This window comes from uncultured Psychrobacter sp., assembly GCF_947488565.1.
Classification (GTDB): Bacteria; Pseudomonadota; Gammaproteobacteria; order Pseudomonadales; family Moraxellaceae; genus Psychrobacter; species Psychrobacter saeujeotis.
In genome coordinates, this window is the sequence record NZ_CANKZC010000004.1 from 210015 (window position 1) to 225281 (window position 15267).

12 protein-coding genes are annotated in these 15267 nt (G+C 44.3%); 9 read left to right on the forward strand and 3 right to left on the reverse strand.

Features of this window, described 5'->3' with window-relative positions; translation table 11 throughout:
* The first annotated feature begins 130 nt into the window (after positions 1-130).
* The 7 genes from ispF to Q0890_RS10190 all read left to right on the forward strand — a co-directional run bounded on the left by ispF (position 131) and on the right by Q0890_RS10190 (position 6750).
* Positions 131-634: a 2-C-methyl-D-erythritol 2,4-cyclodiphosphate synthase gene (gene ispF / locus Q0890_RS10160; protein ID WP_299220348.1), complete on the forward strand. Its 504-nt coding sequence runs from the start codon at positions 131-133 to the stop codon at positions 632-634.
* Positions 635-779: 145 nt separating this feature from the next.
* The gene (gene grxD, locus Q0890_RS10165; protein ID WP_299220350.1) at positions 780-1130 is read left to right on the forward strand and encodes a Grx4 family monothiol glutaredoxin; all 351 of its coding nucleotides are present in this window, start codon (positions 780-782) and stop codon (positions 1128-1130) included.
* Between the two features lie 202 nt (positions 1131-1332).
* Complete coding sequence (locus Q0890_RS10170; RefSeq protein ID WP_299220352.1) at positions 1333-1875, forward strand: hypothetical protein; 543 nt, start codon at positions 1333-1335, stop codon at positions 1873-1875.
* A 299-nt stretch (positions 1876-2174) separates the two neighbouring features.
* Positions 2175-4070: a tRNA uridine-5-carboxymethylaminomethyl(34) synthesis enzyme MnmG gene (gene mnmG / locus Q0890_RS10175; protein ID WP_299220355.1), complete on the forward strand. Its 1896-nt coding sequence runs from the start codon at positions 2175-2177 to the stop codon at positions 4068-4070.
* 198 nt (positions 4071-4268) lie between these two features.
* A complete protein-coding gene (locus Q0890_RS10180) occupies positions 4269-4430 on the forward strand; it encodes a ChaB family protein (protein ID WP_299220358.1) in 162 nt (53 codons plus the stop codon).
* 165 nt (positions 4431-4595) lie between these two features.
* Positions 4596-5555: an AEC family transporter gene (locus Q0890_RS10185; RefSeq protein WP_299220361.1), complete on the forward strand. Its 960-nt coding sequence runs from the start codon at positions 4596-4598 to the stop codon at positions 5553-5555.
* A 166-nt stretch (positions 5556-5721) separates the two neighbouring features.
* Positions 5722-6750 carry an ornithine cyclodeaminase family protein gene (locus Q0890_RS10190; protein ID WP_299220364.1) on the forward strand — a complete coding sequence of 343 codons (1029 nt, stop codon included), beginning with the start codon at positions 5722-5724 and terminating at the stop codon, positions 6748-6750.
* Between the two features lie 285 nt (positions 6751-7035).
* On the opposite strand, the gene Q0890_RS10195 is transcribed toward Q0890_RS10190, so the two are convergent.
* The 3 genes from Q0890_RS10195 to Q0890_RS10205 all read right to left on the reverse strand — a co-directional run bounded on the left by Q0890_RS10195 (position 7036) and on the right by Q0890_RS10205 (position 12052).
* The gene (locus Q0890_RS10195; protein ID WP_299220367.1) at positions 7036-8055 is read right to left on the reverse strand and encodes an LLM class flavin-dependent oxidoreductase; all 1020 of its coding nucleotides are present in this window, start codon (positions 8053-8055) and stop codon (positions 7036-7038) included.
* Positions 8056-8409: 354 nt separating this feature from the next.
* Positions 8410-10929, reverse strand: coding sequence for a membrane-bound PQQ-dependent dehydrogenase, glucose/quinate/shikimate family (locus Q0890_RS10200; RefSeq protein WP_299220368.1), 2520 nt, complete (start codon positions 10927-10929; stop codon positions 8410-8412).
* A gap of 193 nt (positions 10930-11122) precedes the next feature.
* Positions 11123-12052, reverse strand: coding sequence for a LysR substrate-binding domain-containing protein (locus Q0890_RS10205; RefSeq protein WP_299220373.1), 930 nt, complete (start codon positions 12050-12052; stop codon positions 11123-11125).
* A gap of 587 nt (positions 12053-12639) precedes the next feature.
* Between Q0890_RS10205 and Q0890_RS10210 the strand changes: the two genes are divergently transcribed.
* Together Q0890_RS10210 and prmC are read left to right on the forward strand one after the other, a co-directional pair.
* Entirely contained in the window at positions 12640-14298 is a 1659-nt protein-coding gene (locus Q0890_RS10210) for an MFS transporter (protein ID WP_299220374.1), read from the forward strand.
* A 59-nt stretch (positions 14299-14357) separates the two neighbouring features.
* Positions 14358-15251 (forward strand): peptide chain release factor N(5)-glutamine methyltransferase, encoded by an 894-nt coding sequence (gene prmC / locus Q0890_RS10215; protein WP_299220377.1) that lies wholly within the window; start codon positions 14358-14360, stop codon positions 15249-15251.
* Positions 15252-15267 lie beyond the last annotated feature (16 nt).

Sequence of the window (15267 nt, forward strand, 5' to 3'; positions counted from 1 at the left end):
ATATGATGATAAAATAAGGGCTATATTATACCAGCTAATTGAAACTGATGGCGACCTATGGCATCTTACTGCTTGTAAAATTCAGATAGTAGTTTTAAATTATTTTAATCACGCTTATTTTGGGATAACAATGATAAAAATTGGTCAAGGTATTGATGTCCATGCGTTTCATAATAATGGTCAGCAGCAGCAATATGTCATACTAGCGGGCGTGCCTATTGAGCACAGTCATAGCTTACTGGCACACTCTGATGGTGATGTGGTGCTACATGCACTTGCAGACGCGCTATTAGGTGCATTAGCGCTTGGCGATATAGGTCAGCACTTTCCAGATACAGATGCAGCCCATGCAGGTCTGGATTCAAGGGTGTTACTACGCTATGTCTATAGCAAAGTTCAAGAAGCAGGTTACACGTTAGGTAATGCTGATATTACGGTGATGTGTGAGCGCCCAAAACTTGCTCCTCATAACTTGGCTATGCGTGAAAATATCGCTAGTGATTTGCAAACGGTCATTAGCAATGTCAGCATCAAAGCCACGACCACAGAAAAACTCGGTTTTACCGGTCGACAAGAAGGGATTATGGCCAGTGCCGTGGTATTATTGGTTCCCACTGTTGTCGAACCCAGCTAATTTTATTCGTACAAAAATTGGCTAAACTGAAAAGTACGCGACTTGCAATACTGTAATGGTTGCCCCATGTATGAAGCAACTCTTCATCCAATTATTTTGTATTGATGTCTATTTTAATGAACCGCTTTAATCAATAGGAGCTTTTATGAGTGAACAAACCCCGAATACCGCTGCAAACGATGTTGAACAATTGATTCGTGATCAAATTAAAGACAATAAAGTTATCTTATATATGAAAGGCACACCGCAATTTCCGCAGTGTGGTTTTTCAGCACGTTCTATCGAAGTGTTGACCCAAATTGGTCGTCCATTCGCGTTTGTTAACATTTTGGAAAATCCAGAAATCCGTGCGACGTTACCGAAAGTTGGTAACTGGCCAACGTTCCCGCAGTTATGGATTGATGGTGAGTTGATGGGCGGATCAGATATCATTCTTGAGATGTATCAATCTGGTGAGCTTAAGCCGTTGGTTGAAGCAAACAGCCCTGCTGCTTAATGATCTACATTTTTTTGGACCACTTTGTTGTCCAAAACCACTTTATGGTTTAAATAAGTGATTTGTATTTTTTGGCATTGCAAACCCGAGTGAATCCTATGGTTGCTCGGGTTTTTTGCTGTCTATGCACTTTGTTGTTTTTATCGGTTTTAGCCCCATATAGTGGTTAAGATACATGCAATTTAGATAATAAGAGATACTTATGAATGACCAATCAAAACAAGATGCCTCAGCTAAGCAGCAAGAAGCGACTGAACAAACTGCCATTGAGAAGCGCCGTGAACATCTAAAAGCTGAGTCTCTACACCTTATTGAGATGGCAGGCAATGAACCAAACTCTGCACTTAGATGTATTCATCAACTCAGTGTGGCAGGCGGTGCCACAGAAGCGACTTATGTTGCCATTGAGCAGCGAGTGGTAGCTGATCAAGACACAGCAGGCGCTTATCATTTGGCATTGCTGGCGCAAAATACGCCAGATTTACCCATTGATGCGCGCCAGCTTATTGAGCTGGTCGTCAATAAAGGCGACAACGATCAGCGTTTGGCCCTACTCAAAAACTTACCATTACCACCTGTCGATATGATAAAAGAGTATATTTTAGCCAGCAACGATGGTGATGCTATTGGCCAGATGAATGCTTATTTGCAGATCAATCCAGAAGGCTATGGCAGCCATCATATGCTAGCTAGTAATCAAGCAGATCGTATTGTACCGTTAAGTCCTGGCAACAATGCAAACTAAAATGATGAGGGTCACTAATTGTTAACTGGTTGATAAGTAACTGGCTCTTATAGCCTAAATTTTACAACGATAAGTTAATTTTAATCGTTTTTGACGCAACGTTTTTTAAGTGTGCAAAAATTGTTATAATTAGCAGCTGTTTTTTAGTATCTTTATTTAGATAACTGTTTAAGATATCAGTTTTTAACAATACTCCCATCTGTTCTTAAAATACGATTGACACCCATTCATTGTGCGATAAATGATTGTTGAAATCAGTTATTTATCGCCAAAAACTTTGTCATTCAAGCGAGGCTTACATGCAATACCCAAAACATTACGACGTGATAGTGATCGGTGGCGGTCATGCTGGTACAGAAGCTGCTTTAGCATCTGCACGTATGGGCGCGCAGACCCTGCTGTTGACGCATAATATTGAGACGTTGGGTCAAATGAGCTGTAATCCAGCGATTGGCGGTATCGGGAAGTCGCATTTGGTGCGTGAGATTGATGCGCTCGGCGGTGCTATGGCACTAGCGACAGACAAGGCAGGTATCCAGTTTCGCGTGTTAAATAGCCGCAAAGGCGCAGCAGTACGAGCCACTCGTGCCCAAGCAGATCGTATTTTGTATAAAGCTGCCATACGCGCGACGCTTGAAAATCAGCCCAATCTTGATTTATTTCAACAAGGTGCTGATGATATTTTGGTAGAAAACGGCCGTGCGACTGCGGTTGTCACCTCCACTGGTATTGTCTTTAAGACTGAAACCGTTGTTTTGACCTCGGGAACGTTTTTAGGCGGGGTCATTCATATTGGTCTTGAGAACTCTAAAGGCGGACGTGCAGGGGATCAGCCTTCTATTAAGTTGGCAGATCGTTTGCGTGAGCTAAAACTGCCAGTTGGGCGCTTAAAGACAGGTACACCTGCACGTATCGATGCGCGTAGCGTAGACTTTAGCGTCATGACGGTGCAGCCGGGTGATACGCCACTACCAGTGATGAGCTATATGGGTGATGTCTCTATGCACCCTGAGCAAGTCAATTGTTATATTACGCATACCAATGCACGCACCCATGACATCATCCGTGAAAACCTCGAGCGCTCACCGATGTTCTCTGGCAAAATCGAAGGTGTGGGCCCGCGCTATTGTCCATCCATTGAAGATAAGATTCACCGCTTTGCTGACAAAGACAGTCATCAGATTTTTATTGAGCCAGAAGGTTTGACCACGCATGAGCTGTATCCAAACGGTATCTCAACCAGCTTGCCATTTGATGTGCAATTAGAGTTTATTCATAGTATGAAAGGACTTGAGAATGCCCATATCACTCGCCCAGGTTATGCGATTGAGTATGATTATTTTGATCCACAAAATCTAAAACCAACCCTTGAGACCAAATCTATTGATCGCTTATATTTTGCAGGTCAAATCAATGGTACAACGGGTTATGAAGAAGCTGGCGTGCAAGGTTTGCTCGCAGGTACCAATGCGGCATTGGTTACTACTAATAATAGTGAGTTTGAGACATGGACACCGCGCCGTGATGAGGCCTATCTTGGCGTGCTGGTCGATGACTTGATTACGCACGGTACTACCGAGCCGTATCGCATGTTTACGAGCCGTGCTGAGTATCGTTTGCTACTGCGTGAAGACAATGCGGATCAGCGTCTGACGGAGACTGGTCGTAAACTTGGCTTGGTTGATGATGAGCGCTGGCAGGCGTATCAACAAAAGATGGAAGCCATTGCGACAGAATCCTCACGCTTAAAGGATATGTGGGCCACCCCTGCTAATGCTTTAGGACAAAAAGTCACTGAGCAAACAGGCGAGGTACTTAGCAAAGAGGCGACCGCTTTTGACTTGATGAAACGTCCACAAATCCACTTTGCTGATATCGCTGCTATTACTGATTCACAAGTCGATGCGCAAGTAGGTGAGCAGATTGAGATTTCTGTCAAATACGCAGGCTACATTGATCGTCAGTCTGATGAGATTGAACAAATGAAGCGCTTAGAGAATACTAAATTGCCCGAGGATTTTGACTATAGTATTGTGTCAGGGTTATCAAATGAGATCGTGCAAAAGCTTACACAAGTGCGTCCTTCGACCCTAGCCCAAGCTGGGCGTGTAAGCGGTGTGACTCCCGCTGCCGTTCAACTGTTGGCAATGACTGTTAAAAAGCAGAAAAAAGCAAAAGCGGCATTAGGTTCTTAATAACAGTACATGACTGATAGTAGTGCGTTGACACTTAAATAGCGCATCAACATTTGCAGTATGTAGAAAAACCCACAATAATCTTTTATTGTGGGTTTTTTCCGTTTAGATGTTTAACAATTTAAAAACAGCTTGGTACTGTTATACTTTGGTTTAGTAAGAAATAATACTAGTCAAACATAAATAAGGAGTAACGTTATGCCTTATGATAATTTATCAGACTTACCAGATGCGGTAAAAGACAATTTACCCAAACATGCACAAGAAATTTTTCGTGCAGCCTTCAATAGTGCAAGTGAGCAGTACGATGATGAGTCTCGCTGGTTTGCGACTGCATGGGCAGCCGTCGAAAATGTCTAAGAAAAAAATGCTGATGGTAAGTGGGTAAAAAAACCAGATCATAAATAAAGATGTAGTACACTCTATAATATTTTACTCCACTATTATTTAATCTGACCTATAATAAGTATGTGCTCATGCCTTCAATGACATCGCTTTGAGCACATGACTAATCTGAGCTTATCTATGATCGAAGCTATTGTTTTTGCGATTACTATTGTACTGCCCAACCTTGCCTTAATGTGGTTGGGTTTTTTTATGCAAAGACGCGGCGAGGCGAGTCAGGCTTTTATTGATCAATCCTCAAACTTTGTCTTTAATTATTGTTTGCCCTGTTTGCTGTTTTTTAGCGTGGTCGATAGTGAGGTTGATTATGGCAAACAAATCACACTGATAGTCGCGGGTATTTTGGTGACCTTTATCTTGTTTATTGGTGCAGAGGTTTATGCCAAGCGTTTTGTGAGTCGTCCAGCGGATCAAGGGGTGTTTGTACAAGGTATATTTCGTAGTAATATGGCGATTATCGGGCTGGCGACAGTTGCCAACGCCTACGGAGAGCGCGGTTTAAGTATTGGTGCGGTCTATATGGGCGTGGTGACGATATTGTTTAATATTTTAGCTGTCATCACCCTTAGCCGTGTGTCCAAAAGCGTCGATGATACATGGATCAGCCGCAGCACCATGATTGTCAAAAAACTATTTACCAATCCATTAATCATCGCTTTATTGGCCGCTTTTGCTTATAAGGCTCTTATGCTGCCGCCACTTACTGGTGTTATCCATACGACTGGCGATTTATTAGCAGCGGTGGCATTGCCATTGGCCTTAATTTGCGCTGGGGCCAGTATTGATTTAAAGTCGATGCTGCATCCTTCAGGATTATCCATGCAAGCCAGTATCGGTCGTATTGTTATTGCGCCAATAGTCGCTATCGCGGTAGGATTAGGCTTTGGACTGACGGGTGTACATATGGGTGTGTTGTTTTTGATGGCTGCATCACCGACCGCCGCTGCCAGTTATGTAATGGCAAAGGCAATGGGAGGCAATGATGTGCTCGCCGCCAATATTCTTGCTTTTACCACGGTAGTAGGAATGCTTGGGATGGCGATTGGCGCGGCGATGTTACGGGCGTTAGGGTTGATATAGCAGTCATGTTTTATGACAAGATAGAGAAAATACGTTCACTCAAGCAAGTAACTAAGTATTCAAGCAAGTAATTAAGTAACTGAGTAACTAAGTATCCAATAAATGAAAGTAGCAACAACGCCATAATAAATACGATTATAAATTCAACCAGCAAGGAGTGCTCATAGTGCAATTATTAAATCAAGCGGTAGTGACCGAACATCTCAATATGCAAGCAGCTATTGATGCCATCGAAGAGCTATTACATCAGCAAGCGGCGCATCCTAATTGGGTAAAAGCACCCGAGCGTCTAGTCATTGAGACTTTTGGCGAAGATAAAGAGCATAGCTCAGGCTCGCACTTATCAATGCCAGCAACTATCTATGATGGTAAAAAAGAGTATACCGCCGTAAAGCTTGTCACTATTTGCCCTGATAATCCTAGCCGTGATATGCCAACGACCACTGCCATTATTACTGTATCAAATAATGATACTGGTGAGATATTGGCCATTATGGATGGCATTTATATCACTCAAGTGCGCACCGCTGCATTATCAGGTATCGCTACTAAGTATATGACAAAGCCTGATTGTCAAAGTGTCGCTGTCGTCGGTTGTGGCGGCATGGCTTATGAACAACTAAATGCTGTGTTGACAGTACGCCCTGACATTAAAACAGTATATCTATGGAACAGAAACCATGAGGGTGCAGCGCAATTTAAAACCCGTTTTGCCCGTGATTATGCTCAATGGGATGTTGAAATCAGCGTCTGTGAAGAGGTAGGTGATGCGATCCGTGATGCCGATATTATCAATGTTGCCACCCGTGCGACGGAAGGTTTATTTAGTATTGATCAAATTAAAACAGATGCACATATCAATGCAGTAGGGGCTTATCAAGCGACAATGAAAGAGATCGGTAACGATGTCGTTGCAAATAGTAGCATGGTCGTCGTTGATGATTTGGCCGGTAGCCGTCATGAAGCAGGTGATTTGATTCAAGCACATGATAATTCTGATTGTACTTGGACATGGGATGATCTCAGCGGTGATCTACAAGCGTTAGTAACTGGAGCGCTAAAAAAAGAGGTGACTAAGTCTGCTGGGGTAACACTATTTAAGTCTGTGGGTGCAGCCAGTTTTGATGCAGCAGTTGCTTTATATGTTGCAAAGCAAGCAGAACAAAATAGCCTCGGAACGTCAATTGATTGGTAATACTGTGTTTGTTTTATAGTGGAACGACTATATGACAGCCATTAAAAAAGCCGTTATCTCTTATACGAGAAAACGGCTTTTTTGGTATAAAATTGGGCTACATCAATTTAAGTTGTCTCTATCTCGCTTGTCCTTACGATGCTGCTTTCTTTTTGCACTTGTATGATACGTCAGATAACCTCCAACGGCCATTACTGCAAGAAATGCAACGATATATAGAAATATTGATGAACCAATAAAAGCAGATGATTCCATGACCGTTATCTCATTAAAGTTCATCTTTGATTATGCAAGCGTCTCCTCTTGTTGTAAAGTAAACAAGTTTAGCTCAGGTGTAAGTTCAAGTGAACGCAGGCGTGTGGCCTGATCATAAACGTTCGCTGTCACGATTAATTCATCTGGCTGATACGTGGCTAAAAACGCAGTAAGTTTTGGTTTGACCGTCTCAACAGAGCCAATAAAGGATACCGATAAAGCGTTGTCTACCATCATTTTCTCGCTTGAGCTCCAGATGCTGTCCATATCGTGAGTGGGTTTTGGCATCTGGACTGTTTCCCCGCGGCGCAAGCGTACGAAGCTTTGCTGTGCTGAGGTAAAGTGATAATGCGCGGTGGCGTCATCATCAGCGAGTAACAGGTTCGCCGCTATCATGACGTAAGGCTTGTCAAGATAGGCGGACGGCTTGAATTGCTCGCGATAGGTTGTGATGGCCTGCTCAAGCATCGCGGGGGCAAAGTGAGAGGCAAACACATACGGCAAGCCCAGATGCGCCGCTAGGGTAGCCCCAAATAGTGATGAACCTAAGATCCAAATAGGCACGTTTGATTGGGCACCAGGAAACGCCTGTACAGGGCTGTTGTCTGTACCATTACCCAAAAAATACATCAGCTCCTGCACATCTTGCGGAAAGCGCTCAGCATCTTTCATTTGTCGGCGTAGTGCCTGAAAGGTCGCGCCATCTGTACCAGGAGCGCGTCCCAAGCCCAAATCGATACGGTCGCCATACAGTGCTTGTAATGTCCCAAACTGCTCAGCGATGACCAAAGGGGCGTGGTTTGGCAGCATGACACCGCCAGCACCGATACGAATGCGCTTGGTTTGACTGCCGATATGCGACAGCAGCACAGAGGTGGCCGCGCTCGCAATACCCGGCATGTTATGGTGCTCTGCCATCCAGTAACGATTGAGGCCGACTTCTTCTGCGCGCTGAGCGGTCTCAACCGTCTGTGCAATGCCTTTAGCGATGGTGCGACCTTCAGGGACGGGCGCTAGGTCTAAAAAAGATAAAGGGATTTGTGTGCTCATAAATTATCCAGTCGTTTGTCAGTTATTTGCTATTAATATGCTTATAGTCGGGGCTGGTTTCAAGTGCCCCCAGTCACTGTTAATAAACCCTAACAAAGACGGTTAAGGCTGTTTTTAAGCTTACTTAACCGTTATCCAGACACGGTGGTGTTCACGGTGATGAGGGTCGTCAGATCTTTAACTAAGTCAGAAGTAGGGTGGTAAAGGCTTATCTTAGCATTGTGTGAGGGCACTAAAAAAAGCAGGCAACCTAGGTCACCTGCTTCTCAATTGGCTCATTATAAAAAGACAATAAATCAAATTATCAGTGCTCTAATGGGCCAATATTACTTATCTTGTATTACTTATTTTGTATTATTTATCTTGACCACCAAGCTTATAGGCTAAGACATAGTCGCCAATGGTTGTACCCACTGAACCATGGCCACCAGCGACCAAGAGTACCATCTGCTCGCCTTTGGAGTTTAAGTAAGTCATGGGTGTCGCTTGGCCCCCTGCTGGAATACGAACATTCCACAGCACGTCGCCATTTTTTAGATCATACGCTCGAAAGTTGTTTTCTGTCGCAGCTGACAAAAACGCTACGCCGCCCTTAGTGATGATAGGACCACCAATACCAGGCACGCCCAATTCCAGCTTTATGGGAATAGGAGACAGGTCTTGTACCGTACCGTTTTTACGTTGATACGCGATATCACCTGTGGCCAAATCCGCACCAGCGATTGTGCCCCAAGGTGGCTGCTGGCAGGGTACGCCTAGCGGTGATAAAAAGGGCCCCATTTCTACTGCATAATCCGCCCCTTTGTTTTCATTGACCCCTTGCTCGCCTTTATTGGTCTCTGCATCACCCAAGGTGTCTCTAGGGATGAGCTTGGATGTAAATGCCAAGTATGTGGGCATACCAAACATCACGCCGTTTTCAGGATCGACTGCAATACCGCCCCAATTGAAGGTGCCAAAGTTACCAGGATAGATCAGACTGCCCTTGGTTGATGGTGGGGTATAACGACCATCGTAATTGAGCTTGTTGAACTCAATGCGGCACATCATTTGATCCACAAGGCTTGCACCCCACATGTCTTTTTCAGTGAGTGGTTCAGGCTCAAAGCTCAAGCCAGAATAAGGCTGAGTCGGTGCCGCGTGCTCGCCTGCCACAAGGTAACCTTGCGGTGCAGGACGCTCTTTGATCGGTACAATAGGCTTGCCCGTCGCTCGGTTTAGCACATACACATCACCTTGTTTGGTTGGCACCACTAGCGCAGGCTGTACGCCATCAGCGGTATCTAAATCAAGTAAAGTTGGCTGCGCGGGGGTATCCATATCCCAAAGATCATGATGGACAAATTGCTGAACCCAGCGTGCTTTACCCGTCTTGATATCTAGTGCGACCACAGATGTTGCGTATTTTTCTTCAGCAGCGTTGCGATAGCTACCAAGCTGGTCGGGCGTGCGATTGCCCATCGGAAAATACGCCAATCCAAGCGCTTCATCAGCGCTAGCAATCGCCCATGAATTGGGCGAGCTGGTTTTGTAAGTTTGGGCCGGATCATTGACATCAAAAGGCGCGGTGTTTTCAGGGTCACCTGAGTCCCAGTTCCAAAGAAGCTCACCGGTATTGACGTCATAAGCACGTATCACACCAGAAGGCGAATTTACATCATAGTTGTCGTTGACCGCGCCCGCTACGATGATGGTATCACCCGCAACCACTGGTGGCGACGTCGAATAATAATACCCTGCTTGATTAAACGGCATGTTGTGCATCAAATCTAGCGCGCCATCATCACCGAAGTCTTGGCAGCGCTGCCCAGTATTTGGGTCAAGGGCGTATAATTTTGCATCAGAGGTGGGGATAAATACCTTGGCATCGCACTGCTTAGAGGCGTTTTTAAAGGTGTTGCCAGCAATTTTTTGCACTTGCACAGTGCTGGTAGTCTCATCATTAGCAAGGGCAGGCGCCAGATCAGAGCTTGCTTGACCCGCGTAATAGGACACGCCGCGACATGTCTGGTGCTGACGTTGTAGGTTTTTTCCTACTTTTGGATCAAACGTCCACAGCGTTTCGCCAGAGTCCGCATCTAATGCCATGACCCAGTTGTGAGGCGTACATAGGTATAGTGCATTGCCAATTTTTAGGGGCGTTGCTTGATAAGTGGTCTCACCAACATCGTTAGGACCTTTAACGTCACCCGTTTGGATTTGCCATACCAGCTCAAGGTCTTTGACGTTGCTGGTATTGATTTTATCTAAAGGTGAATAGCGCTGGCCGTAGTCGGTACGGCCATAAGCGCTCCACTCGCCATCTGGCGTGTGTTTGCCGTTTGATAATGGGTCGCCAAGATTGGCTGACGTCTCATCTGAGCTGTCATTTTGCTCGCTGTTATCTGTAGCAGATAAATCAAGCTCGCCCAGTTTATCAGTGGCGTTATTTGCCAGACTACCAAAAGAGAGCAGAGCACCCACGCCCACGCTTGCAAGCAGACCCCAATAGTACAAAGGGCTTTTTTTGGTGGAGTCTGTGGCTGGTGTGCTGTTCGCGGCGGGCGAGACTTGAGCCATGGGTCCTCGCATTTTGCTTGAGACCCATGGCAGGAGCATCAGCAAACCAAATATGAGTGGAAAGCCAACGCGCGGGGCCAGCGCCCACCAATCAAAGCCAGACTCCCAAAGTGCCCATACCATGGTCGCTACTATAAAGATGGCGTAGAGCCCGTAAGCACTCCAATGTTTTTTGAACAATAAAAAAGCGGTCGTTAGTATGACAACGCCCGCAAAGAGATAGTAAGGACTACCGCCTAAAGATAGCAGATAAGCGCCGCCAATCAGTAAAGGGGCGGCAAAAAGTGCCATAATGATCGCTACGAATTTTTCCATGAGCGGTATCACCTGATTATAGAAGAACAAATGGACATGCATTGCTGGATACCTAGACATTATTAAATGTCTAGGTATCCAGCAATGCATGCAGAGATAAAATGAATCAAACGTCGAGTAACGTTTTAGCCCTTATTTTATCATCCATAAGCAAATCTAGTAAGTTTGAGATACTTTATTTAACAACTGCTCATTAATTGGCAAACTGCTGTTGGCACAGTTCCATAAAGGCGCGACCATATTGGCGAATCTCAGCGTCATCGCGTACCGCCATCCAACTGGTAAAGCGGCCAAAATGATCGACAGGTATGGCCGTTAGGTTTTGATAGTGACTGGGCTCAAACGCCATCTCAGCAATAATACCGATGCCAAGCCCCAGGCCGACATAGGTGCTGATCACATCAGCATCAAGCGCTGCCAGCACAATATCCGGCTCTAGGCCTGCCTCGCTAAAGGTTTTGTCAATGGCACCGCGTCCAGTAAAACCACCGTGATAGGTGACAACCGGATAGCTGGCGAGCGTAGGTAGGTCAATGGATTCTTGTCCAGCCAATTCATGGTCGCTTGGTACGATGACGCGATGTGTCCAGTCATAATAACGAAAGCAGCGTAGATAATCGTTATGGAGTAACGATTCGGTGGCGATGCCGATATCAGCTTGTCCGCGAATTACCATCTGGGCAATGGTCTCAGGGTCAGCCTGCTGCAAAATTAGATTAACTTTGGGGAAGCGCTCTTTGAACTCTTTAACCACGTGCGGCAAAACATATCGCGCTTGTGTGTGCGTGGTAGCGATCGTCAATGTGCCAATATTGGGATTATTAAAATCGAGACTGAGATTTTCAATGGTGCGGATTTCAGCAAAGATAGACTCAATATGAGGCATAAGCGCTGTACCCATGGTCGTAAGACCGGTTAAGCGCTTGCCTTGGCGCACGAACACTTCGGTTTTGAGTTGGTTTTCAAGCGCTGCTATATGCTTTGATAAGCTTGATTGACTGGTATGTAATACTGTCGCTGCTTGACTTAGGTTGTAGCCATTGATTACCGTATGCCATACCGTCTCTAGCTGTTTGAGCTGGATTTGTAGATGCCGCTGATTGACCACTACGTCGATTGCCATTAGTTAATCCTATTGTATAAATACACAAACGCTGTCTGTATATAAAGATAAAAGTGTACAGATATGCAGTAGGTAACCAGTGTAAATCAAATCTATTATTCTTGTATATAAGAAATAGCTATCAGTTTATGATAATTAGGAATATAGAAAAACTGCTAAGTCTGAAAAGCACGGTAAATATAGTCACTCTTAGTTTTCAGTAGCCTTCGTCTTATTTCTATTACCACACTTGAATGTGGCAAAGATGATTGTAGGCGGTAAATACGTGAGCAATGATGGTGTAAACGATATTATATAGAAAACACATGTGTGTTAATAATTCTGTGAGCTGATAATACATAAGTTTACTGCAACAAGGTATTCAGGGTAGTTAAGCTAAGTTATCAAACTTTAATGCAGAAATTTCGATAGAATGTCTAGTCAATATAAACGTTCTGAAGTACCATAATTCAATTTTGCTATAAGTATGGCTTTCTTTGTACAAATTTAATCAGCTTTTATCAATTTTTGATGCAAATAATTGATACTAACGACTGATAAGAATTGTACGTGGTTGTGTTTTTTGTTTTAATTTTTGGTGAATAGTTATGTCTGCTGTCCAACCTGTGCCTCCAAACCCTCCAGTTGCCAAAAAGTCATGGGGAGAGGCGGCAAAAGCCTATCTCGATCGACGCGCCATTATCATGTTGTTTTTGGGGTTTGTCGCTGGCATTCCCATCTTGCTTATTTTTTCAAGCCTGTCACTGTGGCTGCGTGAGGCTGGTATTGATCGCAGTGTGGTAACAATGTTTAGTTGGGCGGCGCTTGGGTATTCGTTCAAGTTTATTTGGGCGCCATTGGTCGATGCCGTGCCACTTCCTATATTGACCAAACTATTGGGCCGTCGTCGTAGCTGGATATTGATTGCTCAATTGATGATTATTGTGGCGATTTGTCTGATGGCAAGTGTCAATCCAACCAATGAAGGTAGCCTTATTTATATGGCAGTTGGGGCGGTTTTACTTGGTTTTTCTTCTGCTACTCAAGATATTGTCATTGATGCTTATCGCATTGAGCTTGCTCCCCCAAGTTTACAGTCGGTATTGTCTGCCATGTATACTGCAGGCTACCGTTTGGGCATGATTGTCGCTGGGGCAGGCGCGCTATATTTGGCGGATTATTTTGGCTCAACTGAAGCTTTTTATAGTTATGAAGCGTGGCGCAATACTTACTGGGTTATGGCAGGGGTCATGGGAATTGGGGTCGCGACCACTTTGATTATTCATGAGCCAGTTAGTAATCAGGTGCGCGTTGAACGTAAGACATCAGACTATTCACGTTTAGTCTTGGTATTTGCGTTATCAGTCATAGGTTTTGTGTTCATATTTGCAAATTTAGGATCATTATTACCTGCGACCGAAAGTGCGCTTTTAGGATTTCTGTATGAATTAGTACGTATGGTATTGAGTCTGGCAGTGGCTTTGGCTATTGGTTATGGGCTGGTAAAAGCCAATCTTGTAGAAGCAGAAGTTGCCAAGACAACATGGGTTGAGCCTATCGCTGATTTCTTCCGTCGTTATGGCAAAAAAGCCTTGTTGCTTCTAGCACTTATTGGTTTATATCGTATTTCAGATATTGTGGCTGGGGTAATATCCAATGTTTTTTATCAAGATATGGGCTTTACTAAGACTGATATTGCCAATGCAGTAAAATTAGTCGGCGTCATTATGGTGATTGCTGGAGGCTTTTTGGGCGGGTTATTGGCGCAAAAGCTGCGTATGATGCAAGCCATGATGGTTGGGGCAATATTGGCTTGTGCGACTAACTTGCTGTTTGTATTGTTGACGTATCATCCTGGTAGTTTGCCGTATATGTACCTGGCCGTTATCTTTGATAACCTTGCTGCAGGTCTTGCAAGTGCGGTATTTATTGCCTTTTTATCTGCTCTGACTTCTATTCGTTTTACCGCAGTACAATATGCGATATTCTCATCGCTTATGACGTTGCTACCCAAAGTATTGGGTGGTTATTCAGGTACTATTGTCGATAACACCAGTTATCCGTTCTTTTTCATTTTTACCTTTGCGATCGGTATACCCATTTTGGCACTGATTTATCTTGTCGATAAACATATTATTATCGGTGACAATGATGATATTTATAGTGACAACGATGATAATAGTAGCGGCGGTAATACTGCGACTGGTTTAACTAAGACCAACCCAAACCTAACCGATACTAAAGAGCCGCCACGCGCTACAGACTAGCGACAGCGATTAGCTGTGTTTTGTCCCAAATTGTTAGACAGTATTTTTGTGAGTAATCTATGACAGCGTTCACCATTTATCAAATAAAGCAGCAAATCTGGCAACTAACAAATGGTGATACAGGAGGGACGCTGCCATCATTCTGGTTGACTGATTGGTTGCTATATATCATCGATAAGCCAAGCTCATTTTTAATCACTGATGAGAACTACGAGCTATCTGATAGTGAGCTTGAGCAATTTAATACTGGCGTTGCTAAAATACAGGCTGGCACACCGCTCGCGTATTTAACGGGACAGCAAGAATTTTGGTCGCTTAATTTTACTGTCAATGAGCACACTTTAATCCCTCGACCTGATACTGAAGTGTTGGTTGAACAAGTATTAAAGTGGATACAGTCTCAGCCAAAGAGCTTGGATAATATTAATAAGCCAAAACGGCTGTTAGACTTAGGAACAGGCTCAGGCTGTATCGCTATCAGTTTGGCGCATGAGTTAAAATATCAATTAAAAGATGATAGTTGGCAAACGGTAGCGGTTGATTTATCAGCAGAGGCATTGAAAATTGCTAGACACAATGCTGCTGTTAATGATGTTACTGATATCGAGTTTGTACAAAGCAGCTGGTATGACGAGCTGTCTACTCAAGACGAGCACTTATTCGATGTGATTGTCTCCAACCCTCCTTATATTGACGAGTCTGACGAGCATTTAACACACTTAATAGCTGAACCGATTAGTGCGTTAAGTGCACCTAATCATGGACTTGCCGATATAGAGCGTATTGTGCAGCGAGCGCCGCTATATTTACGTACAGGTGGGCTGTTAGCGCTTGAGCATGGTTTTGATCAGGGCGCAACTGTCCGGCAAATATTGGCAGATAATGGTTTTACCGCCGTACAAACGGTGCAGGACTTTGGTGGTAATGATCGGGTGACGCTTGGAGAGATTTGAAGATTGGCTTTAGTGT